The 23114-nt window shown below is 68.9% G+C and carries 31 protein-coding genes and 1 pseudogene; 21 read left to right on the top strand and 11 right to left on the bottom strand.

Annotated features, from left to right (window positions below):
- Window positions 1-2: 2 nt before the first annotated feature.
- The 3 genes from A8711_RS30985 (at window position 3) to A8711_RS30995 (ending at window position 4551) form a co-directional block, all read left to right on the top strand.
- Complete coding sequence (locus A8711_RS30985) at window positions 3-1823, top strand: acyl-CoA dehydrogenase (RefSeq protein WP_069090202.1); 1821 nt, start codon at window positions 3-5, stop codon at window positions 1821-1823.
- A gap of 239 nt (window positions 1824-2062) precedes the next feature.
- Window positions 2063-3229: a 26S protease regulatory subunit gene (locus tag A8711_RS31855; RefSeq protein ID WP_141707699.1), complete on the top strand. Its 1167-nt coding sequence runs from the start codon at window positions 2063-2065 to the stop codon at window positions 3227-3229.
- A 68-nt stretch (window positions 3230-3297) separates the two neighbouring features.
- Entirely contained in the window at window positions 3298-4551 is a 1254-nt protein-coding gene (locus tag A8711_RS30995) for a hypothetical protein (RefSeq protein ID WP_124778948.1), read from the top strand.
- A 95-nt stretch (window positions 4552-4646) separates the two neighbouring features.
- On the opposite strand, the gene A8711_RS31000 is transcribed toward A8711_RS30995, so the two are convergent.
- Window positions 4647-5195 carry an HD family hydrolase gene (locus A8711_RS31000; RefSeq protein WP_069090156.1) on the bottom strand — a complete coding sequence of 183 codons (549 nt, stop codon included), beginning with the start codon at window positions 5193-5195 and terminating at the stop codon, window positions 4647-4649.
- 83 nt (window positions 5196-5278) lie between these two features.
- On the bottom strand, window positions 5279-6130 hold the full coding sequence (locus A8711_RS31005) for a GntR family transcriptional regulator (protein ID WP_218062403.1): 852 nt from the start codon (window positions 6128-6130) through the stop codon (window positions 5279-5281).
- Window positions 6131-6200: 70 nt separating this feature from the next.
- Between A8711_RS31005 and A8711_RS31010 the strand changes: the two genes are divergently transcribed.
- The 5 genes and pseudogenes from A8711_RS31010 to pyrE all read left to right on the top strand — a co-directional run bounded on the left by A8711_RS31010 (window position 6201) and on the right by pyrE (window position 8982).
- Window positions 6201-7391: a helix-turn-helix domain-containing protein gene (locus A8711_RS31010; protein WP_069090158.1), complete on the top strand. Its 1191-nt coding sequence runs from the start codon at window positions 6201-6203 to the stop codon at window positions 7389-7391.
- Window positions 7392-7672: 281 nt separating this feature from the next.
- A pseudogene (locus A8711_RS33260) lies at window positions 7673-8053 on the top strand (hypothetical protein); the annotation flags it as partial.
- Window positions 8050-8268: a hypothetical protein gene (locus A8711_RS31015; protein ID WP_013477111.1), complete on the top strand. Its 219-nt coding sequence runs from the start codon at window positions 8050-8052 to the stop codon at window positions 8266-8268. The pseudogene A8711_RS33260 and the gene A8711_RS31015, both read left to right, overlap by 4 nt.
- Window positions 8265-8438 carry a hypothetical protein gene (locus A8711_RS32575; RefSeq protein ID WP_166456489.1) on the top strand — a complete coding sequence of 58 codons (174 nt, stop codon included), beginning with the start codon at window positions 8265-8267 and terminating at the stop codon, window positions 8436-8438. Before A8711_RS31015 ends, A8711_RS32575 begins: the two co-directional genes overlap by 4 nt.
- A 19-nt stretch (window positions 8439-8457) precedes the next feature.
- Window positions 8458-8982, top strand: a complete 525-nt coding sequence (gene pyrE / locus A8711_RS31020) for an orotate phosphoribosyltransferase (protein ID WP_069090159.1) — start codon at window positions 8458-8460, stop codon at window positions 8980-8982.
- 2 nt (window positions 8983-8984) lie between these two features.
- Here the strand turns inward: pyrE and A8711_RS31025 are convergent, their stop codons facing one another.
- Together A8711_RS31025 and A8711_RS33035 are read right to left on the bottom strand one after the other, a co-directional pair.
- Window positions 8985-9569 carry a GIY-YIG nuclease family protein gene (locus tag A8711_RS31025; protein WP_064446237.1) on the bottom strand — a complete coding sequence of 195 codons (585 nt, stop codon included), beginning with the start codon at window positions 9567-9569 and terminating at the stop codon, window positions 8985-8987.
- Window positions 9570-9634: 65 nt separating this feature from the next.
- The gene (locus A8711_RS33035; RefSeq protein ID WP_255361251.1) at window positions 9635-9757 is read right to left on the bottom strand and encodes a hypothetical protein; all 123 of its coding nucleotides are present in this window, start codon (window positions 9755-9757) and stop codon (window positions 9635-9637) included.
- 24 nt (window positions 9758-9781) lie between these two features.
- Between A8711_RS33035 and A8711_RS31030 the strand changes: the two genes are divergently transcribed.
- The 4 genes from A8711_RS31030 (at window position 9782) to A8711_RS33265 (ending at window position 11796) form a co-directional block, all read left to right on the top strand.
- Window positions 9782-10408, top strand: coding sequence for a VOC family protein (locus A8711_RS31030; protein WP_064446236.1), 627 nt, complete (start codon window positions 9782-9784; stop codon window positions 10406-10408).
- A gap of 43 nt (window positions 10409-10451) precedes the next feature.
- Window positions 10452-10934 (top strand): N-acetyltransferase, encoded by a 483-nt coding sequence (locus A8711_RS31035; protein WP_069090160.1) that lies wholly within the window; start codon window positions 10452-10454, stop codon window positions 10932-10934.
- Between the two features lie 113 nt (window positions 10935-11047).
- The gene (locus A8711_RS31040; RefSeq protein WP_199744104.1) at window positions 11048-11641 is read left to right on the top strand and encodes a maleylpyruvate isomerase N-terminal domain-containing protein; all 594 of its coding nucleotides are present in this window, start codon (window positions 11048-11050) and stop codon (window positions 11639-11641) included.
- On the top strand, window positions 11545-11796 hold the full coding sequence (locus A8711_RS33265; RefSeq protein WP_369830138.1) for a hypothetical protein: 252 nt from the start codon (window positions 11545-11547) through the stop codon (window positions 11794-11796). Before A8711_RS31040 ends, A8711_RS33265 begins: the two co-directional genes overlap by 97 nt.
- A gap of 132 nt (window positions 11797-11928) precedes the next feature.
- Here A8711_RS33265 and A8711_RS32270 read toward each other — a convergent pair whose 3' ends face one another.
- Window positions 11929-12348, bottom strand: a complete 420-nt coding sequence (locus A8711_RS32270) for a hypothetical protein (protein WP_124778947.1) — start codon at window positions 12346-12348, stop codon at window positions 11929-11931.
- Window positions 12349-13375: 1027 nt separating this feature from the next.
- Between A8711_RS32270 and A8711_RS31055 the strand changes: the two genes are divergently transcribed.
- From A8711_RS31055 to A8711_RS31065, 3 genes are read left to right on the top strand one after another with little or no spacing between them, the layout of a single operon-like run.
- Window positions 13376-13594 (top strand): hypothetical protein, encoded by a 219-nt coding sequence (locus A8711_RS31055; protein WP_124778946.1) that lies wholly within the window; start codon window positions 13376-13378, stop codon window positions 13592-13594.
- A complete protein-coding gene (locus A8711_RS31060) occupies window positions 13584-14039 on the top strand; it encodes a hypothetical protein (RefSeq protein ID WP_233607806.1) in 456 nt (151 codons plus the stop codon). The genes A8711_RS31055 and A8711_RS31060 overlap by 11 nt, the downstream gene beginning before the upstream one ends.
- A gap of 41 nt (window positions 14040-14080) precedes the next feature.
- Window positions 14081-15004, top strand: a complete 924-nt coding sequence (locus A8711_RS31065; RefSeq protein ID WP_069090163.1) for an AEC family transporter — start codon at window positions 14081-14083, stop codon at window positions 15002-15004.
- Here the strand turns inward: A8711_RS31065 and A8711_RS31070 are convergent, their stop codons facing one another.
- The 3 genes from A8711_RS31070 to A8711_RS31080 form a co-directional block, all read right to left on the bottom strand.
- Window positions 15005-15664 (bottom strand): Type 1 glutamine amidotransferase-like domain-containing protein, encoded by a 660-nt coding sequence (locus A8711_RS31070; RefSeq protein ID WP_069090164.1) that lies wholly within the window; start codon window positions 15662-15664, stop codon window positions 15005-15007.
- A 79-nt stretch (window positions 15665-15743) separates the two neighbouring features.
- On the bottom strand, window positions 15744-16106 hold the full coding sequence (locus A8711_RS31075; protein WP_069090165.1) for a nuclear transport factor 2 family protein: 363 nt from the start codon (window positions 16104-16106) through the stop codon (window positions 15744-15746).
- A 194-nt stretch (window positions 16107-16300) separates the two neighbouring features.
- Window positions 16301-16894 (bottom strand): ABATE domain-containing protein, encoded by a 594-nt coding sequence (locus A8711_RS31080; protein ID WP_158560000.1) that lies wholly within the window; start codon window positions 16892-16894, stop codon window positions 16301-16303.
- A gap of 133 nt (window positions 16895-17027) precedes the next feature.
- Between A8711_RS31080 and A8711_RS31085 the strand changes: the two genes are divergently transcribed.
- The 5 genes from A8711_RS31085 (at window position 17028) to A8711_RS31105 (ending at window position 20968) form a co-directional block, all read left to right on the top strand.
- On the top strand, window positions 17028-18212 hold the full coding sequence (locus A8711_RS31085) for an MFS transporter (protein ID WP_069090167.1): 1185 nt from the start codon (window positions 17028-17030) through the stop codon (window positions 18210-18212).
- A 27-nt stretch (window positions 18213-18239) separates the two neighbouring features.
- Window positions 18240-19079 carry a helix-turn-helix domain-containing protein gene (locus A8711_RS31090; protein ID WP_233607805.1) on the top strand — a complete coding sequence of 280 codons (840 nt, stop codon included), beginning with the start codon at window positions 18240-18242 and terminating at the stop codon, window positions 19077-19079.
- A 67-nt stretch (window positions 19080-19146) separates the two neighbouring features.
- Window positions 19147-19728 carry a dihydrofolate reductase family protein gene (locus tag A8711_RS31095; RefSeq protein WP_069090168.1) on the top strand — a complete coding sequence of 194 codons (582 nt, stop codon included), beginning with the start codon at window positions 19147-19149 and terminating at the stop codon, window positions 19726-19728.
- A gap of 66 nt (window positions 19729-19794) precedes the next feature.
- Window positions 19795-20379 (top strand): SDR family NAD(P)-dependent oxidoreductase, encoded by a 585-nt coding sequence (locus A8711_RS31100; RefSeq protein WP_069090169.1) that lies wholly within the window; start codon window positions 19795-19797, stop codon window positions 20377-20379.
- A gap of 103 nt (window positions 20380-20482) precedes the next feature.
- Window positions 20483-20968 (top strand): hypothetical protein, encoded by a 486-nt coding sequence (locus A8711_RS31105; protein WP_233607804.1) that lies wholly within the window; start codon window positions 20483-20485, stop codon window positions 20966-20968.
- A 3-nt stretch (window positions 20969-20971) separates the two neighbouring features.
- On the opposite strand, the gene A8711_RS31110 is transcribed toward A8711_RS31105, so the two are convergent.
- Window positions 20972-21565, bottom strand: a complete 594-nt coding sequence (locus A8711_RS31110) for a hypothetical protein (RefSeq protein ID WP_069090206.1) — start codon at window positions 21563-21565, stop codon at window positions 20972-20974.
- Window positions 21566-21715: 150 nt separating this feature from the next.
- Here A8711_RS31110 and A8711_RS31115 point away from each other — a divergent pair, with 150 nt between their 5' ends.
- Window positions 21716-22081 carry an MmcQ/YjbR family DNA-binding protein gene (locus tag A8711_RS31115; RefSeq protein WP_176722920.1) on the top strand — a complete coding sequence of 122 codons (366 nt, stop codon included), beginning with the start codon at window positions 21716-21718 and terminating at the stop codon, window positions 22079-22081.
- A 9-nt stretch (window positions 22082-22090) separates the two neighbouring features.
- On the opposite strand, the gene A8711_RS31120 is transcribed toward A8711_RS31115, so the two are convergent.
- Together A8711_RS31120 and A8711_RS31125 are read right to left on the bottom strand one after the other, a co-directional pair.
- Window positions 22091-22588: a DinB family protein gene (locus tag A8711_RS31120; protein ID WP_069090170.1), complete on the bottom strand. Its 498-nt coding sequence runs from the start codon at window positions 22586-22588 to the stop codon at window positions 22091-22093.
- Window positions 22589-22632: 44 nt separating this feature from the next.
- On the bottom strand, window positions 22633-23037 hold the full coding sequence (locus A8711_RS31125) for a helix-turn-helix domain-containing protein (RefSeq protein WP_069090171.1): 405 nt from the start codon (window positions 23035-23037) through the stop codon (window positions 22633-22635).
- Between the last annotated feature and the right edge of the window lie 77 nt (window positions 23038-23114).

Below are 23114 nucleotides of genomic sequence, written 5' to 3' on the forward strand. Positions count from 1 at the left end.
CGTTGTCCTCGTCCGATCTGCTGCTGTCCCGCCGTGACCTCGCGTTCCTGCTGCACGACTGGCTGGACGTGACCCGGCTGACCGAGCGCCCCCGCTACGCCGAGCACACCCGCGAAACAGTCGACGCGGTGCTGGACCTCGCCGCCCAGGTGGCCGCCGAGCGCTTCGCCCCGCACAACCGGGCCGCCGACACCGGCGAGCCCACGTTCGACGGGCAGCGCGTACGGACCATCCCGCAGGTGAAGGCCGCCCTGGAGGCGTTCGCCGAGACCGGGCTGCTCGCCGCCACCATGGACGAGTCGGTCGGCGGGCTGCAACTGCCGCACGTGGTGGCCGCCGCCGCGTTCGCCTGGTTCCAGGCCGCCAACGTGGGCACGTCGGCGTACCCGATGCTCACCCTCGGCAACGCCAACCTGCTGCTCGCCCACGGCAGCGCCGAGCAGATCGACACCTGGGTACGCCCCATGGTCGAGGGACGGTTCTTCGGCACCATGTGCCTGTCCGAACCGCAGGCCGGCAGTTCCCTGACCGACCTCACCACGCGGGCCGAGCCGCAGGACGACGGCACGTACCGGATCGTCGGCACCAAGATGTGGATCTCCGGCGGCGACCACGAACTCGCCGAGAACATCGTCCACCTGGTGCTGGCCCGCATCCCCGGCGCGCCGGCCGGCGTGAAGGGCCTGTCGCTGTTCATCGTGCCGAAGACGCTGCTCGACGACGACGGCAACCTCGGGCCGCGCAACGACGTGGTGCTGGTCGGCCTCAACCACAAGCTCGGCTACCGGGGCACCACCAACACGCTGCTGAACTTCGGCGAGGGCGTGCACCGGCCGTACGGGCGGGCCGGGGCGGTCGGCTACCTGGTGGGACAACCGCACCAGGGGCTCGCGGTCATGTTCCACATGATGAACGAGGCGCGCATCGGCATCGGGGCCGGCGCCACGGCGCTCGGCTGCACCGCGTACCTGAAGTCCGTCGCGTACGCCCGGCAGCGCCCGCAGGGCCGCCCGGTCGCCGACAAGGACCCGACGACGCCGCAGGTGCCGATCGTGGCCCACCCCGACGTACGCCGGATGCTGCTGGCCCAGAAGAGCTACGTCGAGGGCGCGCTCGCGCTGGTGCTCTACTGCGGACGGCTGCTCGACGAACAGAAGACCGCGCCCGCCGAGGCCGACCGCGAACGGGCGCAGCTGCTGCTGGACCTGCTCACCCCGATCACCAAGAGCTGGCCGGCGCAGTGGTGCCTGGCCGCCAACGACCTGGCCATCCAGGTGCACGGCGGGTACGGCTACACCCGCGACTACGACGTCGAGCAGCACTGGCGCGACAACCGGCTCAACGCCATCCACGAGGGCACCCACGGCATCCAGGCCCTCGATCTGCTCGGCCGCAAGGTCACCATGCGCGACGGCGCCGCGCTGGAGCTGCTGCTGGAGACGATCCGCGGCACGATCAGCCGGGCGTGGAAGGCCGACGGGTTCGCCTCCGAGCTGGCCGGACAGCTCGCCGCCGCGGTCGACCGGATCGCCGTGGTGACGCGGCGGTTGTGGGCGCCGGGCGATCCGGAGCTGGCGCTGGCGAACGCCTCGGTGTATCTGGAGGCGGTCGGGCACGTGGTGATCGCGTGGATGTGGCTGGAGCAGGTGCTCGCGGTGGAGGCGCTGGGGTCACCGGACGGGGCCGAGGGGGAGTTCCTGGCGGGGAAGAGGCAGGCGGCGCGGTACTTCTACAGGTGGGAGTTGCCGAAGGTGGGGGCGCAGTTCGACCTGCTGGAAGGGCTGGACCGGACCACGCTGGACATGCGGGAGAGCTGGTTCTGAGCGGACCGGGCCAGTACCGCGAAGTAACGGCGGTTTCGTGCTGAAGGAATGCGGGATTACGTATTGCGGCACGGATAGGTGAGCCTGCAGCGTCCGCCGCGATGGTTGTGCGCCAGCAGGGCCACCCCCTCCGTCCGGCGTTGTCACACCCGCAGTTATGATCCAAGCCTCATCACATCACCACAACACTCCTCATCAGGTGCCTCTTGAACACGGCAGGAAAGCTAGTCAAGGTTCGGTTGGTCGAACCAGAGAAATCGCGCCTCTGGGTGGATCTTCAGGACGGCCAGTCGGGGACCATCACGCTCTCGGACTATGAGGATTTTGCGGTAGGCGATGTCCTGTTTTGCCGGGATGGGATGGTGCCAGAGAAGGTCTCCGATGAGCTCTGGGGTGCTGCAGCACAAGTCGGAACGGTTCGGCATGTTGCCGGCGACCGTGTGGTTATGGAGGTTGATGGTCATCTAAAGGCGTACACGCAGAGGGCTTCACCTCCCTTCGAAGTAGGGCAGACGGTCGAGATCGACAGCGCAGGTCGCCCAGGAAGATTATTGTCCGAGCGCGCTATTGATCGCCTCGGCCTTGCTGATCGTGATGCATTCGATGTCGAGTCGCTAGTGGTGAAGCCCGCTGGACAGCTGACCCTCCATGATTTCGGCGGCTCTTCGGAAATTGTGAGCCGCGCCTCGAATCTCGTAAAGGTCGCACTTGATCCAGCTAATCGGATAAAGGAGATAGGCGCTAACCCGATCAAGGGAATGCTCTTCACCGGCCCGCCTGGAACAGGCAAGACTCATCTCGCTAAGGTGTTGGCCGAATTGGCAGGTGCTACCTTCTATAACATTGCTGGACCAACGATCATCGACCAGTGGATCGGACAGAGCGAACGAACCCTGCGGAACATCTTTGACCATGCCCGGCGGAATGCTCCAGCGATTCTCTTCTTTGACGAGATCGACAGCCTATTTGCCCGGCGAGGCAACTCGACGCACGAGGCAACCAACCGCCTTGTTGGTCAACTCTTGTCACTGCTGGACGGATTCTCCGCCTTCGAACGGGTGATGGTGATCGCAACCACGAACCTGGCCGAGAGCCTCGACAGCGCGCTCCTGCGGCCTGGACGACTCTCCCATAAGATCCAATTTACGCTTCCCGGCGTCATGGACCGGGTCGCTATTTGCGAGGCATCGTCACGGCACATCAAATTCTCTGAGCCGGTCGACCCGTTCGCGTTAGCCGAGGCGACGTCAGGCTGGACTTCCTCCGACATTGCTGCGATCTGGACCGAAGCCGCGATTTTGGCTGCCCTTGACGGACGTGTAGCGCTTTGCCGCGAGGATGTGTACGAGGGAATGCAGCGGGTGCAGCGCGCTCCTATGGCGCCGGAAAGGGGCCCACACTCATGATCTTTCGCAGGCGGAGTCGCCGGTGGGCTAAGCAGCGACGTGAGTTCGTCTACTTGGATGAAGTCAGCGTGACCAGCCTGATTGCGTCTCGCGACGGCGCGATCAAAGAATCTGTTAAAGAGACCTTTACTCGTTCTACCGAGCGCGAATCGAAGACAATCGCGGGCTCGTCAGGAAAAAGCTTCAAGTTCAGTACGGAATTTCGGGCCAAGAACGCCGAGACGGCCGCCCATGAGGTCGTCCGCAAAGCCGTCATCCAAAGTACGTTTCGCGATCTGCGCACTGGCGGAGACGAAGAGCTGTTGCTCAGAACCGACCGCAAGCGGCAGAGGCGCGAAGTCAAGTCGTGCTCTCTTGCGACCCAGGCTGACGTGCTGCGCCACCGCAAGAAGCTTGCGCGGCACGGTCAACTGGTGGCGCTGAAAGATCTTGCCCGTGGCGACGTGCTCGAGCTTGATGTGATCCTTAGCGCGGACAGAGCGTATCAACTCGTCGCCGCTGCCTCCTCCATTGTGGAAATCGTAAAGGGTCGCGAGGCAATCTTCGGGATCAATAAGACGGAGTACGACCAAGTTGTTCACAGTCTTGAAGTCATCGATAGTCTACTCGTCGGCCTCGTGCCGATCTGCGGGACAAGTAGGGATTTTGCGATTCTGAATATCTCTGGCGATGAGTTCATTGTGGATCGACGCGTGCTTGACCCAAGCGGTAGTGTCATAAACGAGCTGAGGCCGCTGGAGGTAGTGGGAGTAACCAACTTCTCCTCTTATTCTAGAGACCTGCGGCGGGTGCTCTTTGGTCAACAGTCATATACGGCCTACATTCGAGTCGAGGTCGCCGCTCTGCGCGACCGTTGGCAACCGGTTAAGCTCGCCGACGTTCTAGAGACGATGTCAATCAATGTTGGTGAATTTTTGTCCTTGCTGCCCGAAGAATTTACACCGGCTGACGCTTCGGAGGATGACGGGGTCGCCCTAGCTGATGATCTGACGAGAGCTCTCTCTGACTTCGGCAGAAGGCTGGCCCTCGACTCAGGAGTGACGCTGGATGAAGCAGTGTTGCAGGCAACGGTTGCTCAGGCGGTTCCTATGCTGGCCGATGCCGCGAACCTAGAGTCGCGTAGGGCTGCATTCGATATGGTGGCCCACGCCGTCGACCCGACGATTGATCGAGATGTGGTTCGACTTGCTCGGCAACTTGCCCAGAACGAGATCGCGGCAAAGGCCGTAAAGGGCTCGAGCCAGGCCGTCATTGCTCCCGAAGTTCCTAGCGTCGCGGCGACTCGCAAGCTTGAAGTCGAATTCGTGGCGATTTACTGGTGATCGCTGAAGTCGGGTTCGTGATAATGCGAGTTTCCTGTTAGGTGCGGTACCGGGCCGCTGCCAGGCAGTCCGACGCGGAGGGGCCTACTCAACGTTCACTTCGCGGTCGGGCGGTGTAGCCATGGCATCGAGCCGCTGGTGAGGGCGACGTCCGCGAGCCGGTGAGCAGAGGCTGTTTTGAGTGCATCCCGGGAACTGTCTATCCAGCGCTGAACGTCCGAGACTCCCTGCTGCCGGTACTCGACCGCTTGGACGAGGCACTCCAACTTGTCCGCGTCGCGGGCCACCACCGCCTCCAGCGTCTCGCCGGCTTCGTACTCTGCAACGGCAGCGTTGATCACGTCGGCAACGGCGGGCGGGCAGCCGGCAACCTGGTCGGCGGTGACGGCGGTGTTGGGCGCAGCGGTGAGGTAGCGCTTGGCGATGTGGGGGATGTCGGTGATCCGGGTTTCCTGCGTGTCGTGCAGGATGCACAACATCGAGACGCGAGCCGGGTCGGCGCCCTCCATGGCTGCGAGCATCATGCCGATGAGCGCCGTGCGGAACGAGTGCTCGGCGATCGACTCGGGGTGCTTCACACCGGCGAACCACCAACCGGTCCGGGCGGCGCGCTTGAGCACGCCGGCCTCGAAGATGAAGCTCATGGCTCCTGCATGAGGATCGTTGTCCACTGGAAGTGCCCTCTCACCCGCTGAGCTCGTCGACACCGCATCCCCCTCGCCAGTCGTCAGTCGATGGGGAGACGGTAGACGAGGTCATACCGGCCGCCTGGTAGCACGATGTGGGCCGTCTCCACCGGCGTACCGCCCGCGGTGTAGGTCCGCTCGATGGTGTGCACGAACGTGCGGGCCGGCAGGTTGAGCGCCTCGACCTCCTCTGCGGTCGCCGAGCGAAGGCTGACGCGCTCCACAACCTCGTCGACTCGTACGCCGATGGCGTCCATGCGAGTGACGACGCCCTTCACGTCGCTGTCCTCGGGCCACTCGATCGGAGTGTCCTTGGTGAGAGCAAGAGGCTCGTGCGACACGGAAAGCTGTATCGGTTCACCGTCGGCGAGGAAGCGGTACGACGTCCGCATCACCGGTGCGCCCGGCTCGATGCCGAGCCGGGCGGCGATCCGCTCATCGGCCTGCTCGTGTCGGCTGTGGTGCTCCCACGTGCCGTGCTGCCCGGCGCCGGCCGCGTCGCGGGCGAACGGGGACGTCGGGCCGTCGCCGGAGCGAACGTCGCGGCCTCGGGCGTGACGGACCAGCCGGGTGGTGTCTCGGACGTATACGCCGGATCCGGCGCGACCCTCCACGATGCCCTCGCCCTTCAGCACGGCGATGGCCCACTTGGCGACGGTCCGGCTCACGTCGTACTGGCGCATCAGGCCGGACTCGGACGGCAACTTGGTTCCAGCGGGGAGTTCTCCGGACAGGATCGCGGCGCGCAGGTCGGCAGCGATCGTCAGGTAGGCAGGCGGCGTTGGCATGTCGACAGCACCTCCGATTGGCCCAACCAGTCGACCACAGAGGGCGGGGGAGCGGCAGGTAGGAGCCGCCTTGACGTCGATACGAGAGCAGCGACCCACGTACACTGGCGCACGGTATGCCGGCGCACCGGCCGGTGCCGAAGTCCCAGCCCTCGTCCTGGGAGGCAGGCGAGACATGGCGAGCAAGGCCGACACGATCGGCGCCCGGGTCCGCTACTGGCGGATGCGTCGTGGCGGGATGAGCCAGGCCGTCCTCGCCGGGCTCGCCGGGGTCAGCCAGTCCTACATCTCCCAGGTCGAGTCCGGCCGTAAGACGATCGACAGAAGATCCACTTTGGTCGCCGTCGCCGCCGCGTTGCAGGTCACTGTTGCGGACCTGCTCGGTCAGGGCACCGAGACGGGTGACCCGGCACGCGAGCGCGCGGCGGAGTGCGTGCCGGCGATCTGGTCAGCGCTGATCGAGATCGAGGACGGTGAGCGGCGGCCGTCGACGCGTACCCGCGAGGAGTTGGTGGCGGGCATCGCGCGCAGTGAGCAGCTTCGCCACCGCTCGAACTTCCCGGCCATGGCCCAGATGTTGCCCGGCCTGCTGCTGGAGGCGGCTGCGGCGGGCGGTCCGGCGCTCGCGCAGGTGGCGTACCAGGCGTCGGCCTGCCTGCGGCACCTCGGGTACCGCCACCTGGCGTTGAACGCGGCGCGCGTGGCGGTGACGGCGGCCGAGGACGTGGAGGAGGCAGCGTGGCTGGGCGCGACCCGTTTCGCGTACGCGCAGAGCCTGCCGATCGAGTCGGCGCCGCTCGCCGCGCGGGCGGCTGACCGGTCGCTCGCGGAGCTTCAGTCCGCTGCGTCCGACGAACGGGTCCGGCAGATGCTCGGCCAGTTGCACCTGTCCGCGGCTCTGGCCTCGACAGTCAGCGGGCGTCTCGACGCCGCGCGCGACCATCTGACCGAGGCCGCCCGGGAAGCGGCGACCCTGGGTGACCCGGCTGACGGGATGGGGTTCAACGGCTGCGGGTTCGGGCCGACGAACGTGACGCTGTGGGAGATGTCCATCGCGGCCGAGTCCGGCGAGCCCGGCCGGGTCATCGAGCTGTCCCGCACGGTACGGCCGCAGGTGCTGGCGGCGTCGATCCGGCAGATGTCGTACTGGCTCGACCTCGGGCGGGCACTGGCCGATTCCGGTCGCCGGGACAACGAGGCGATCGCGGCGTTCGTGCGTGCGGAGCAGGCCGCGCCGGTGCCGTTCTCTCTCAACCCGCTCGCTCAGGACGCGGTCGTCGCGATGGCGCAGCGGGCCAAGCGGCGGGCCGTGCCGAACGAGCTGCGTCTGCTGGCCGGGCGTCTGGGCATCAGCCTGGCGGCATAACCAGCGGTAATTTCTCCATCACCATGCGGCCCTAGTGTCCGTTTTCGGGTGAGGAAACGCCTCATCCTGCCGGGCGCGACGCCGCACTCCCTTGTGAGGTGATCCGTCGCGCCGGAGCGGACGGAGGTGGTGATGGGCGGTCGGAACCGTTGGCGCCCCACGGGCCAGGAAGCGCAGAAGGCCGAATGGGAGGCGGCGAAGCGGAGAGCCCTCGGGCTGGCTGAATCGGATCACGCGCAGACAGCGCCCGGTGAGTCGGCAGCGGCGCAAGCGCCGCATCGGGATGCCGACGTCGCACCCGCCAAGCCGCGCCTGCCGTACGAGGGCTACCTCCTCGCGGTCGCGTCGACGCTCGTACGCCGGCATCGCCCGGCCTGGTCGTGGCGGAAGTGGCGGTGGGTGTGCCGCTGCGGTGCGGAGCTGCCGTGCCGGAACCGCCACCGCGTACCGATCAATCGCGGTCACTGGCCGCCGCAGGAGGACCAGTGAGGACTGCGGAACAGGCGATCCTGGCAGTGCATGTACGGGGTCTGGACGGGATGTGCGTGGGTTGCCGGCTGTGGTGGGCGCGGCTGACTCCGTACCCCTGCTGGCAGGTCGCGTGGGCGACCAGCCGGCAGGCGCGCGCGAGCGTCGCCCGCTTCCTGGGGGTGCGCGGGTGAGCACCCACGGGCCGGTGCTGCCGGTCTGGACGTGCGGCGGGTGCGGTGCGCCGTGGCCGTGCGCGACGCGGCGGCGGGAGCTGCTTGCGGAGTACGAGGGCGCGCCGGTGTCGCTGGCGGTGTACCTGGGGGCGCAGCTCGTGCGGGCGACGGCGGATCTGAGCTGGGCGCCGGCGGGGACGCTGCACCGGCGGTTCCTGGGGTGGCTGCGGTGAGCGTGCTGCGGGCCGGCGACGAGAAGTTCCACTACAGCGACGGGTCGCACCGGTGGACGGCGCCGGATCCGGAGTACGACCAGGAGGTGTGGGAGGAGCAGGTCCGCCAGCACAAGCTGGGGCACCTGCGCAACGAGCGTCCGAGGGTACGCATCCGCCGGATCGGTTGACGGGTGCGAGACTGGGCCGGTGACTCACCCGCTCGCGCGCCGCGTCTACGACACCTGCCACCTCACCGGCCGGTTCCATCTCCGATCTGGGCAGGTCAGCGACGAGTACTTCGACAAGTACCTGTTCGAGGGGAAGCCGGAGCTGCTGCGCGAGGTCGCCGAGGCGATGGTGGCTCTGCTTCCGGAGTGCGACGTGTTGGCCGGGATGGAGATGGGCGGCATCCCGATCRCCACGGTGATGTCGCAGCTGACCGGGCTGCCCACGGTCTTCGTGCGCAAGCAGGCCAAGGAGTACGGGACCGCGAAACTGGCCGAGGGCGGTCGCGTGAGCGGTCTGCGGGTCGTGGTGGTCGAGGACGTCGTGACCACCGGAGGCGCGCTCCTGACCTCGTGCGGACAACTACGGTCCGTCGGTGCCCAGGTCGAGACGGTGGTCTGCGCCATCGACCGCGAGCAGGGTGGCCGGGAGAACCTGGCGGCCGAGGGGCTGCACCTCCGCGCCGCCCTCACCCGTCGTGATCTGGAGGCATCGCTGACGGCGTGAAGCTAGGGCTGCTCCGGGCCGCTGCTGGCGTTGTACGAGTTCTTGGCGGCGACCACTGCGGCCTGGATGTGCTCGGGGTCGACGCCGTGGACGTTGAGCGGCGGGTGCAGACGCCGGACGAGTTCGGCCTCGATGACCGTTGGCTCGGCATCCTCCGCCCAGGTCAGGCGCAGGTGCTCGTGCATCCACGCGGTCAGCCGTTTCTCGTCCTCGGGGATGAGGACGACGCGGTCGGTCCAAGTGGTCCGGAAGCCCTCGGACACGAGAAGACCGGCCAACGTGCGGCGCAGCGTCGAGCTGCCCGACCGTCGTAGATGGTTGCGCAGGATCCGGCCCCGCAGGCTGGTGGCCCGGCCCAGATAGAGCATCCGCCATGACGGATCGGTGTCGTTCGGCGGTCCGGGGAGGTCGGGGAGGACCGAAGGAGCAGCCCACCAGGCGTAGACGCCGCCACCACGGGCGAGCCGCTTGACGGCGACGTCGAGCGCGACCGGCGGGCCGGTCAGCAACCGCAGGGCCTCGTCGACCCGCTCTTCGTCGGTCGGGACGTCGGCGGGTCGCCGTTCGGGGAAGGTCACCGGGACCATCCTAGGCGCTCGACCGGTCGAGATCGGGTGGGGATGCGCTCCGCACCTGGACACCGGCAGGGTGATCAGCAGGCGACTTTCATGACCTGCTCAGCCGGCGGTGCCGAGGGACCGAGCGCCCGCCCGATCTGCGGCACAGGAGTGCGCTGCCGGCCTGTGCGTGCGAGCGCGACGGTGCGCTGCGTCACGCAGCCGATGCTAGGTTCGCCGGCATGACGGTGCAGATCACGGCCGGGGAGTTCCACGCGGCCGACGGTGTCGAGGACTGGCGCTGCCTCTACCACGTGGTCTCGGCGTATTTCCGCACCGGCTCGCTAACCAAGGGCATAGCGTTCGTCGATGAGATCGGCCGGCTCGCCGGTGGCGCGGAGCAGCAGTACGTCAACGTCGATTTGCGTCATGTCGGCGTCACGGTGTCCCTGTTGTCGCGCGACGTCGCGCTGGCCCGGCGGATCTCGGCTGCCGCCAGGGATCTGGACATCCCCGCCGACCCGACCGCCGTGCAGCTCGTCAACGTCACTCTCGACGCGCTGGTCGGCGCGGACGTGCTGCCGTTCTGGCGGGCGCTGCTGGGTTACCGCCAGATCGACGACGACTATCTGGCCGACCCGGCGCGTCGGGGTCCGGGCTTCGGGCTGCAGCCGATGGACGCCGGGCGCCCACAACGCAACCGCATGCACCTCGATGTCGCCGTCCCACATGATCAGGCCGAGGCCCGAATCGCCGCCGCGTTGGCTGCGGGTGGCCGGCTGGTCTCCGATGCGCACGCACCGAAGTGGTGGGTATTGGCCGACGTCGAGGGCAATGAAGCGTGCGTCGCCACCTGGGTCGGCCGATAGTGGTGGCCCTCTCGAAGGCTGGACCATCGGCCACACTGACGGCATGACGACGGTCGTGCCCATAGGCGCCGCCCATCCGGCGTTCGATCAGGTAGCTGCTCTGTTCGACGACTACCGGGTGCACTACGGCCAACCGTCGGCCCCGGAGGTCACCCGCTCCTGGCTGCACGACCAGATCGCACAAGACCGGATCTCCGCCGCTGCCGCCATCCGAGCTGATCACGTCCGCGGCTTCATCACGGTCACGGTCACGCCGGCATCGCTCAGGCTGGGCACCTCGTGGTCGATCCGCGACCTCTACGTGGCCCCGCACCATCGCCGTAGCGGCATCGCGAAGGCCCTGCTCCAGCACGTCATCCGCAACGCCCGTGCCGCCGGCGCGCATCGCGTGTCGCTCCAAACCGAGACCGACAACATCCCCGCCCTGGCGCTCTACACCGAGATCGGCTTCAAGCCCGTCACCGGCCTGGAACTACTCAACCTCGCCTTCGACCCCACCCTCCAAGATCCGGGAGACAGGGCCTAGACGTCGCGCCGTGGCCTTGCGCGACGCGGCGGCGGGAGCTGCTCGCGGAGTACGAGGGTGCGCCGGCCCTTTCCGCCTGGTAGAGGGTCGGTGGTGCGTGGGACGCTCCCGTCATGCGTATCGCCGAGCACATTGCCGCGCTGGATGAGGAAGGCGCCCGACTGGCAGAGGCGGCGGACCGGGCGGGCCTGGACGCACCCGTGCCCACCTGCCCTGGATGGCAGGTCCGTGATCTGCTGCGCCATGTCAGCGGCGTCCATCGCTGGGCCACGGGCCACGTCATCACGGGGCGCCATCAGCCTTACTCCAGTCGCGAGGAGGCGGAGTTCTTCGCCGCAGTCGAGGACGACGAGCTGCTGGACTGGTTTCGGGAGGGCCACCGCGCACTCGTGGACACGCTGGCAGCGGCTGACGAGAGCGTTGAATGCTGGACGTTTCTGCCCGCGCCCTCGCCGTTGGCGTTCTGGGCACGTCGCCAGGCTCACGAAACCGCGGTACACCGTGCCGATGCCGAGTCGGCTGTCTCAACGGTTCCCTCCTGGGCCCCTCCTTCGCCGCTGACGGCATCGACGAACTGCTCAATGGCTTCTTCGGGCGGCCCGGTGGGCTTCTGGTGGCCGATCCACCCGTCAGCATGGCTCTTGTGCCGACTGATATCGACGCGGGATGGACGCTCTCCATCGAGCCGGCCGGGCGCCGCCTGGTAGCCGGTGAGATGCCGGCCCAGTTGACCGTCGTGGGACCTGCGTCCGAGCTCTACCTCCTGCTGTGGAACCGGAGTGGGACCGAGCGCCTCGAACTACGCGGGGACGCGGCCGTCTTGGATCTCTGGCGGGCAAAGGCCACGATCACCTGGAAGTGACGCCGTCATCCCGGCGAGGTCAGCCCGGTGCCGCCCACCGTGGTCCCATCCGCTCGTCGACAGACCCGGACGGGTGAGACAGGCGGGGAAGCGGCAGGCGGCGCGGTACAGCCCCCACATCACCGGCTCACGTCATTCCGCAGGCACGATACGGAGGTTCAGCAGCATGTCCTCGAAGGCCTCGGGTCCGAATCGTGCCGCCACGATGTGCACCGGTGAACACGCCATGTCCAGCGTCACGTCGCCCACGGGACGCCTCTCGACGCCGGTCACCACCAGAGTCGTCTCTCGCACTGTCACGTCCTCGATCGTGACGTCATAGCCGAGCACAGGACGGTCCCCGACCGAGAGAATGACGACCGTCTCCTTCGCGAGGTCTACCGGCGGCGGTGGCGGGACGGGCTGCCGTCCGGCATTGATCGATGCCCAGTGCTGCGCCCACGATCCCGATCGACGAATCAGGAACAGGCCGTAACCTCGTGAGGTGTCGGCCTTGGCCTGCCCGTGGTACAGCGTGCGAAAGTTCCCGGCACGTCCGGATGATCTGCTCACCCGCTGACCCTACTGGCGCTGACCCTCGAAACAGCTCCCGTCTACGTCCGGCGGCTCGGGCGCGAAAGTATTCGGACGGTTGGTGCGGCACGTCGGCGGCATGAGTACCGCCTCGGTCTTGAGCCGGGCTCCCGGCCGTCAGGTAACTCTGTCGCCGTGTCGTGTCGGGCCTGGGGACAATGCTCACCGGACAGCGATGCGACGAGGGTCGAAGCATGTTGCTGGAGTGGGTCGACGGTTGGGCGGACACGAATGGCCGGTGATGGTCAGCACCGTTCACCTCGGGCGCCATCGGTACCGGGTCATGCGGCCGGCACGACCGCCGGGGTTCGCCGGTCTGTACGAGGGCCCTCTTGGAGCCCAGTTCTGCCTCGACAAGGAAACAGCGACGCTGTTCGCTCTGGCGTGGGGACTGGCTGCCCGGTCGCCGCACACGATGGTCTATCTTCCCCTTCGTCGCGCGACACGTCCCCACCATCACAGTTGGGGGCGCCCGCTCGACCTGGTGTTGCTGCATCACCGCCTCGCGTTCCCGCCGTCGCGGTGGAAGCAGGTCCGTTCCCGGTTGGGGACCGGCCGGCCACACACCGTGGTGCTACCCGCTCAGGCGTGGCCGGCGCGGTTGACCGCCGATCACCGGCGAGTCCGGTATCGAGAGTTCCGCGATCATCTGCGGTGGGACATCGCTGCCGACACGTTGGTACTCACCGGCAGCCGTGAAGCGTTCGAGTTGGAAGCCGACCAGGTCCGCGCCTTGGCCGAGGAGTGCCCCGCCCATCGCGCTCGCATGCCAGGCACGCCGGTGATGCCGGGGGTCCGGCAGTGGCCGGCCACGGCACGCAACTCGCGGCAGATCCGTATGGCGGCCCGCTTGGCAGCCCGGGGAAGGGGGCTCGTGCTGGGAACGCCAATGCGTGTGCCGGTGGATCTACTCCTACAGGTACCGCTGCTACGCACCGTCTGACGTCTTTACGAGCGCTGTGTCGGCTCGGCGTGGTGATCGAGCTGCCGTGAGTACTCCGGGACGATGGTGTTCGTACCGAACGACGGACGTGTGCCGGACATGCTCACCGAGCAGCCAGCATCCGTGCGTGAGCGGCTGTTTCGAAGCGAGCTGAAGGTCGTCCGGGGCATCGCGGATGCCATCGATCTGTCCGAAGTGATCAGGCCGCCTTCCGGGTCGAACGGGTCGGATCTCTTGACTCTTGACCCGGTCGAGGGCCGACCCTTCCCGAGTGACGTATGAGGAGCACGACCAAAGATCAGTCCCGCTCGCGATCGACCTGGAGATGCTGCGGCCGGTGCTGCGCGCCGGCTGGGGAGCGGACACCTGCGACCCGCACGACCTGGAGGATTGGCACGCCGGCAACCCAGCCCGTGGGCAGTGTGGGGTGACCGCGCTGATCATTCAGGACCTGCTCGGCGGAGAGCTGATCCTCGGCGAGGTCCACGCCGGAGACACCAAGGTCGGCCACCACTACTGGAACCGGCTGGCCGACGGCCGCGAGGTGGACCTGACTGCCGACCAGTTCCAGCCGTCGGAAGTTGTCGTCGGCGGTCAGGTTCAGCAACGCCCGCCGGGCCCACCCGTCCGGTGCCGCAGGCAGTACGAGATCCTGCGGGACCGGGTCTTCGTCGCCCTCTACGGTGCCGCACCCCGTTTGCTCGTTCCGGACGGGATGCGAGGCTGACCGCGTGGCTTACCGAACGCCCGCCCTCCGGTGACGCCCGCATGAGCCTGGTGTCGGCGTTCGTACCGATCTGGATCCTCACCGCTGTGGGTTACGGGGCCTGTCGCTGGGGCCTGCTGGGCGAGTCGGCGGCGTCGGTGCTCGGCCGGTTCGTGTTCCAGCTCGCGATGCCGGCCGCCCTGTTCCTGGCCCTGGCCCGGATGCCGCTGTCCGGGTTCGCCGGCCGCTCGCTGCTCGCCTTCGGGGTGAGCACCGTCGCCGTGGTCGGGCTCGGGTGGGTCGGCGCGAGCCGGCTGTTCGATCGCGAGCCCGGCGAACGGCCGATCTGGGGCATGGCCGCCGGGTACGTGAACTCGGCGAACCTCGGCATCCCGATCGCGACGCAGGTTCTCGGCGACGTGTCGTTCCTGGCGGTGGTGGTGCTGCTGCAGGTGCTGGTGGTTGCGCCCGTGATCGTGGTCGCGCTGGACCGCCGCAGCGACCCGGCCGGGCGGGTCCGGGTGCGCCGGGTCGCCTCGCTGCCCGTACGCAATCCGGTGATCCTGGCGTCGCTGCTCGGTGTCGCGTGCTCCGCTGCCGGTCTGCGTCTGCCGTCGGCGGCCGCCGCGTCGCTGACGCTGCTTGCGGGCGCCGCGGCGCCCGCCGCCCTGGTCGCGCTCGGCGCGTCGCTGCACCCCACGGCACCGTCGCGAGCGGAACCGACCGGGCCCGGCGAGCTGGCCGCGATCAGCGCGCTCAAGCTGGTCGCACAACCGGTCATCGCGTACGCGGCCGGCCTGGCCCTGCACCTGTCCGCGCCGCAGTTGCTCGCCGTGGTGGTGTGCGCGGGCCTGCCGACGGCGCAGAACACGTTCATCTTCGCCCAGGAGTACGGCGTCGGTGAGGCGGTGGCCAACCGGGCGGTGGTGGTGACCACGACGCTGTCGCTGGCCACGCTGGCTGCGGCGGCGGCGCTGCTCGGGTAGCTACCGCTCGGCGGGGAACCGCCTCCACTGCCCCTCGGAGACGACCTCGACCGTGCCGTCGACCACTGTGATCGCCGTCTGGTCGTCGATCGCGTACGCCGGACCGGCGACCTCGGCCGCCCACTTCTCGGCGTTCGCCATGGTGTTGTCCGGTTCGAGGCCCAGGTGCGGGAAGATCGAGAAGTCGACGAGCCCCAGCGTGCGGTCGTCAGGCGCGGACTGCCACTCGACGAAGTCCGTCCCGACACGCGGGGTCAGCACCATGCTCCCCGCGCTCAACCCCACCCAGACGGTGTCAGGCAGCGACGGCAGCAGGCCCGCCAGCCCGGACTGCCGCATCCAGTGGCACAGGTACGTCGCGTCACCGCCGTGCACCAGTATGACGTCCGCCTCGCGGACCCAGGGAACCCACCGCTCCTGGCCGATGCTCGGTAGCGCGGTCAGCTCCAGGACGCCCAGCGACTTCCAGCCCAGGCCGGTCATGGGCAGCGGCGTCTGGCCGGTGATGAAGCGCCAGGCCGAGGCCGGCCCGCCCATCGGGTAGGCGGCCGTGGGGATGCAGAGCGCGTTGGACTCGGCGATCGGCTTGCCCAGCAGGCCGACCAGCGCATCGTGGATGCTCGGGTTCTGAACCCCTGCGGATGTGAGAAGAAGCTTCACGCCTACCTCCGGTGGCAGCGGTTGGGTGCACGGGAGTACAGACCGGGCGCCGTATCGAAACTCATCGCCGCACGTCGCGTCACTCGCGGATCTCCATCGCCGCGACCAGGCCGTCGTCGAGGCGGTAGACGTGTGTGACGGTGTGGTCGGCGAGCTTCGTTCCGGCTTTGTCGTGCACCACCTGATGAACGGTGACGGCGATCCGGCCGTCCGGCTCCGTGCGGAACGCCATCGGTGTGACGACGGGTTCGAGCTGGTCCCACTGCCGCCGCCAGTAGGCACTCACCTGGTCCCGGCCGCTGAGGACGCCTCCCTCCCAGCCGTTGGGCCACGAGACGTCCGGCGTAATGGCGGCCAGCAGCGTGGGGATGTCACGCCTGTTGAAGGCCGCGTAGAGGTTCGTGAGCAGGGCCTGGGAGGTAGGGCGTCTCGGCGAATCCACGGAGCCAGCATGGCCGGTGGGTGAGACCTCGCGCAGACGTCTTAGCGGTCAGCAGAACGCGAGCAGACCCGGACGGTAGGGACGCAGCCCCACGGCGCGCCACGACCGTCCCGTTGTGATCTCCGCCCACCTGCCGGCGCGTGCCCACATCTGCTCCTCGAAGGCGCTGCGGCCGGCCGTCTCGCGCCATGTGCTCACCGTCTGGGGCGGATGCGTCGTACCTCGACGTAGCGGCGGATCTTCTCCGCGGTCCCGCAGTCGTCCATGCTGCACCAACGACGGCTGCGGTTCTTGCTCTCGTCGATGAACAGGAAGCGGCAGCCCGCGCATCGCTTGATCCGATCGAGCGCACCCGTGGTGAGAAGCTGGACCGCAGCATGGACCACCGGCCGTAAGGGCCGGGCAAGCGTGTGGTCGTCCCGCCAGGACCATGCGAATGTCTTCCCGCGCATGAGCTGTGCGTGGGCGAGCGCGTCGGCTTCGTCGTCGCGCAGCCGGGTCAGCGCCGCTGCGCCCGGGTCCTCGCCGGCGGCCAGTGGCCGGAACACCTCGTCCAGGTAGTCACGGGTGCGAAGTGCCTGCGCGAAGACGGTGTGGGCGCTGTCCGGACTGCCGCGGGACAGCCGGCGCAACGCCGCCGCCTGCGTTTCGGTGAGGGTGCCCGCGTACACGCTCCAGGCGATCAGCTCGGCGTAGCCGGTGAGCACGTCGTCGTCCGGAGGCCCGACGGGTGGGCCGGCGCGGGTGTTGAGGAAGTCCAGCGCGAGGTCGCCGCCGACCAGGCGCATCCGCGTAACCCTTGCTGTTTCCATCAAAACCGACTTTACCAGTTGCCCCGTGACGAGGAGCCTTCCTAGAGTGTTTCCGTCATGGCCGGTTTAGGGGGTAACAATGGGCCAGGCGCACGCACACCGGCGGGCAGTGGGCGCGCTGATCGGCCTCGCCGGCGGAACGTTCCTCTACACCGCAGCCGAGGCGCTGCCGATCGGGCTGCTGTTGCCGATGGCCGTGGACCTGGCCGTTCCGCCGTCCCAAGTGGGCATGCTCGTCACCGTGTACGGCGCGGTGGTGATGGTCGCCTCGGTCCCGTTGACGGCGCTGGTGCGCAGAGTTCCTCGCCGACGGCTGCTGTCGGCGCTCCTGGCCGGCTTCGTCGTCAGCAACGCGATCACGGTGTTCGCGAGTACGTTCACCATGCTGATGGCAGCCAGGGTCGCCACCGCGGCCACTCATGCGTTGTTCTGGGCGGTCGTCGTGCCGACCGCGGCTGAGCTGTTCCGGCCCGGACTGCACGGACGGGTGGTCGCGATCGTGTTCGCCGGCGGCAACGTCGCCCTCGTCCTGGCCGTGCCCGCGGGCACCTGGCTGGGTGAACGTGCCGGCTGGCGGGCATCGTTCCTGGCGGTGGCCGGGCTCGGTGTGCTCGTCTTCGCCGTGGTGGCCTGGTTGCTGCCGTCGACGGGGCCGGCACAGGGACACGCCGGCCGGGGCAGAACCCCCGACTCCCGCCGGTTCTGGCTCCTGGTCGTCGTGGCCGTCCTGTCGACCGCCGGCGCCATCGCCGGCTACACCTACATCGCCCTGTTCGTCACCGAGGTCACCGGACTGCCCGCCGCGTCGATGGCGACCATCCTGCTGGCGCGCGGCGTCGCCAGCGTCTTCGGCATCCTCGCTGCCGGACCGATGGTCGACCGCAGCCCGTGGTCCGCCCTGGTCGCGACGGTTGCACTGCAGTGTGTGGCGCTGCTCGGCCTGTACGCGTTCGGCCACCACCCGGCGGTTGCCGTCGTCCTGATCGCACTCGCCGGCCTGGGGTTCGCCGCGTTCACCGCGGCGCTCGGCGGCCTCGTCCTTCAGGTGGCGCCCGGCCGCTCCGATCTCGCCGCTGCGACGCTGTCCGCCGCCGTCAACGTCGGCATCACCGGCGGCGCTTTTTTCGGGGCCCTCGTACTGGAAAGCCACGGTGCCGCCGGCACGATGTTGATCGGCGCCCTGCTCGGCGCTGTCGCCCTCGCGCTCGCCCTCGGCGAACGACTCATTCCGCCGCCGCACAGCAAGGGCGGCGCGGCCTTTCGTGAATCGATCCCGGCGGGGCGTCGGCGGTGACGGCGTGGCGTCCGCGATGCTGTGGGCGTGGAGTACGTGTCCAGAGTGCCGCGACCGCCGCTGGACGAGCTGATCGACGACCTCTACTACCTGGAGGGCACGCCCCCGTACCCCCGGCTGACGCTGCCGCCGATGCCGGCGGCGCTGCTCATCGTCAACCTCGGCGCGCCGTTCCGGGTCCGCGGCGGCACCGACGTCGAGACCACCGGGTACGCCGACGGCTGCGTGATCACCACGCCCACCCGCGCGTTCGAGTTCGGCTACCCGCGCCCGACCCGGTCCGTCGGCGTACACGTCAAGCCGTGGGGCCTGGCGCCGTTCCTGCCGATGCCCGCGGCCGAGCTGCGCGACCGGCCGGTGACGCTGGAGCAGGTCTGGGGCCGGCCCGCCGTCGCCGACCTGCGCGACCGGCTGGCCACGGCCGACGGGCCGCACGAGATGCTGACGCTGCTCGAGGAGGAGCTGAGGCGACGGCTGTCCGATACCACCGGCCTGGGGCTGGTCCGGCACACGAGCGGCGTCATCGCGGCGACCAGCGGCGCGGTGCCGATCGGCAACCTGAGGACGGCGGCCGGTGTCAGCAGCACCCATCTGACGCAGCGGTTCAAGGAACTCGTCGGCGTCACACCGAAGCGGCTGGCCCGCACCTACCGCTTCGCCGCCGCCGTGTTCGCGATCGACCCCGCCCGGCCGGTCGACTGGGGCGAGCTGGCAAGCGACGCGGGCTACTTCGACCAGGCCCACTTCGGCCACGAGTTCCGGGCGTTCACCGGGCTCACGCCGACCCGGTACGTCGAGGTCCGGCGGCGGTTCCTGCGCGAACACCCCGGCCACGTGATCGACGGCTGGTCGCTGCCGGCCGATTGATTTCCTACAAGAACGGCGGCCCGCGGCCCGCTAACTTGGGGGCCACCCAAGGAAGGGGAGAACCGGCGTGGGCACTGTGGTCCTGTACAGCTCGGTGTCGGTGGACGGCTTCGTCGCGGACGACAACGACCAGCCCGGGCCGCTGTTCGACTGGTTGACGAGCGGTGACGTCCCGCTGGACGACAGCGGCGCGTTGCGGGTGTCGCAGACGTCCCACGACTACATCAGGCCGTACTGGGATCAGATCGGGGTGACCGTCGTCGGGCGGCACGTGTTCGACCTGACCGACGGCTGGGACGGGACGCCGCCGAGCGGCATCGCCCACGTGGTCGTCGTGACGCACCGGCCGCCGCCCGAGGGTTGGAACCCCGGCGCGCCGTTCCACTTCGTCGACGGCGTCGAGGCGGCAGTGGCCAAGGCGCAGGAACTTGCGGGGGACCGCATCGTCGAGGTCGCCGCCGGTGACGTCGGCGGCCAGGCGCTCGCCGCGGGCCTGGTCGACGAGGTACGCATGGACGTCGTACCCGTCGTGTTCGGCTCCGGCAAGCGCTTCTTCGGGTCGGTCGACGCGCAGCACCTGCTGGAGGATCCGGACGTCGTGCTCCCGGGCGAGCGGGTGCTTCACCTGCGGTACCGGGTGCGCCGCTGACCGAGCGCGAACGCGGCGTCCGATCCCCGCCGGACAGACGGCCCGACGTCGACCAGTCTTCCTCCCGTGAACAACGCACTCGACGGCAAGGTAGCTCTCGTCACCGGTGGTGGCCGTGGCATCGGCGCGGCGGTGGACCGGGCGGCCGGGGAACTGGGCCGGTTGGACATCCTGGTCAACAACGCGGGCGCGTTCCTGCTCGGGCAACTGGAGCAGCTGAGTCTCGACGAGTTCGAGCAGACAGTCGCGGTGAACGTCCGGGCACCGTTCGTCGCCTCGCAGGCCGCGGTGCGCCACATGTCGGCTGGCGGGCGGATCGTCAACATCGGCAGCAACACGGCCGAGCGGGCCGTCTTCCCGGGCTTCTCGCTCTACGCGATGAGCAAGACCGCCCTGATCGGTCTGACCAAGGCGCTCGGGCGCGAACTCGGCGGTCGAGCGATCACCGTGAACCTGGTGAACCCCGGCGCCACGGACACCGAACTGAACCCGGCCGACGGCCCGAACGCGGACACGATCAACGGGTTCACCGCCCTCGGCCACTACGCGCAGCCGGCCGACGTGGCCGCCGCGGTGGCGTTCCTCGCCGGCCCGGACGGGCGTTACGTCACCGGCGCGACTGTGAACGTCGACGGCGGATTCACCATCTGACCATCGGGAACGGCCAGGGTGATGACCGGAAGGACGGCTGCGGCGGGGGAGAGTTCTCCCTTTTCCGCTGGCGCGCGCCGGGCAGCGCGGGTACACCTGGGCGGTGATCCTCATCCAGCGGGTCCGCGTCCGGTGGACCGCCGACGCTCGCGGCGCGCCCGCGGCGAACGCCCGCCGTGGACTGGTCCGGGCGATGCCGCTGCCCCGGGCACTGCCGGAGGGCGAGGTGGTCGTCCACGACGTGCTAGCCGACCGGGCAGCCGGCTACGAACACCGGGACGGGGTACGCGCCGGAGACGTCGCGCTGACCCGCGAGGCCGGGCTCTGGCTCGGGCGTGACCGGGCGTGCATCGTCGTGGACCGGCTGCCCGGGTCGGCGGCCTTTCCGCGCCCGTCGGCGTCGGCACGGCTGTTCACGCTCTCCCCCGGGCAGGTCGGCCGCTACCGGGCCAACTTCCGGTTCACCGGCTGCGGGTGCGATCCGAGCTGGTACTACGAGGAGTGGCTGGTGCACGTCGGACACGGCGCGGTGGCATCCTTCGGCCCGCCGGACCGCGACGTCGACCACCGCGTGCACCTGTACGGGTAGGCGTCAGCTGTCGAACCAGACGACGAGTCGTACGTTGTCCTCGCCGTGCCGTTCGGCCAGCTCGCGCATGCCTTCCAGCACCGCGCGCAGCGCCGGGTCACGCTGCAGCGCATCGCTGTTGGACAGGCGCTCCACCCGCCACATCACGTTTCCCGAGCGCCATTCGGTGCCCTCCGGGTAACTGCTGCCCCGGTGATCCGCGTGCTCGCCGGCTACCTCGCGCCAGGCTCGCCCGTGCCGGGTGGCCTTGCTCCGGTAGCGCGGTCCTTCGGCGGTCAGGTCGTACACGTGGATCCGGTCGTCCACCCGGGGCGATGGCGCGCTCCAGTCGATGCGTGCCACCTCCGCCCACGACACCCAGGTGGGGTCGTGATGGCGTTCGGTGAAGTGACGAGCGCGCAGGCTCGCGCTGACGTCGTCCGGCAGGCCACGGCCGGGTGCGACCGGCTCGAACCCGGCGAAGTTGCGCACACCGAACAGCAAGCCGAAGGCGTCGTAGTTGGTGGAGACCTCCCGCAGGCTGATGTCGGTCAGCTCCCACGGCGAACCCGTACCGTGCGGCCGGATCTCCACCCCACCCCAGATGTCGGTACTCACGTCGCTCCACCCCCGCAGCCGAGACGCTTCGGTGTCCGCCACGACCATCGCACCCGGCGGCAAGGCGCCGCAGCCCGGACCTGACTGCTGCGGGGCGGCGCGGTGGCTAGGCTGTGCCGGTGCGGAAGGCGGGGTCCCGGGGTGACCGTCATGGTTGACGCGGACGACGTGCGTCGGGTGGCGTTGTCGCTGCCCGACGTGGTCGAGATCGACAGTGACGGCTTCGACTTCCGGGTCGCCGGCAAGGGGTTCGTCTGGTCCTATCCGGAGCGCACGCCCGGGAAGCCGCGGCGCATCCGCACCGACATCGCCGTGCTGTACGTGGGCGACGAGGCGGAGAAGCAGGCCCTGCTCCTCGGCGAGCCCGACCTCTTCTTCACCACCCCCGCGTACGACGGGTTGCCCCTGGTCATGCTGCGGCTGGCGCGCGTCGGCGTCGAGCGTCTGACGGAACTGGTCACCGACGCGTGGCGGATGCGTGCCCCCGGCTCGCTCACCGGTGAACCCGGCGCGTGACCCCGCACGCTATCCGTCGAGGATCTGCTCCCGGAGGATGTCCGCGTGCCCGCAGTGCTGGGCGAGCTCGCGCAGGACGTGGAGATACACCCACCGCAGCGGAAGCGGCCCCCGTCGGTGCCCGGTGAGAATGTCGTCCAGACCTCGCGTGGAGGTCGCCCGGCGTGACGCGTCCCGGGCGTCGCGGTAGGCCTGCCGGACCCCGGCGATCGTGTCGCCGTCGTCGAGGAGGAACGAGTCCTCCGACCGCTCCGGGATGCCGATCTCGGCGCGAGACCGGCCCGTGACGGCTTCGTCGAACCAGACCTTCTCGACGAAGGTGGCGTGCTTCACCAGACCCAGCAGCGTGGTGCGGGAGGCCACCAACGATCGGCGCGCCTGTTCCTCGGTCAGTCCGTCCAGGCAGCGGTCGAGCGCGTCGCGGTGTTCGTCGAGAAACGCCTCGAACTGGGCCTGGATCGGCTGCGCGACGACTTCGGCGGAGAAGGTGGGCGGGAAGGACGGCATGGACGCAGCATTCCAGATCGGCGGCCGGATGAGCGCGGGGTGTATCAGGCGGGTCGCTGACGAACCGCGACGATCTCGGCGTGGCGAGCGACCGCCCAGTCGGCCAGCGCGGAAAGCGGCTCCAGAAGGCTGACACCGAGTGGCGTCAGCCGGTACTCGACGCCCGGCGGCACCGTCGGAAACACCTCACGCTCGACCAGGCCGTCGCTTTCCAGCGCACGCAGTGTCCGGCTGAGCATGCGCGGGCTGATGCCCTCCACGGCGCGGTGCAACTCGTTGAACCGGTGCGGATGCCGGCCGAGCAGGGTGATCAGCAACAGCGTCCACTTGTCGCTCACCCGCCGCAGCAGGTCGGTGACCGGACAGCGGTCGTACTCGCCGGCCGGAACCGGCACCGGCAGCCGATGATCGAGCAGCGAGGCACTCACATCGGTGTCACCTGTGGACATGAAAGTGCCTTCTTTCGCCTCCGCCGGCCTGCTGCCCAGGATGGGGCAGGTCGATGAGCACACGATAAGGGGGCGAC

It is taken from the genome of Micromonospora sp. II (genome assembly GCF_001709195.1).
Taxonomy (GTDB): Bacteria; Actinomycetota; Actinomycetes; order Mycobacteriales; family Micromonosporaceae; genus Micromonospora; species Micromonospora chalcea.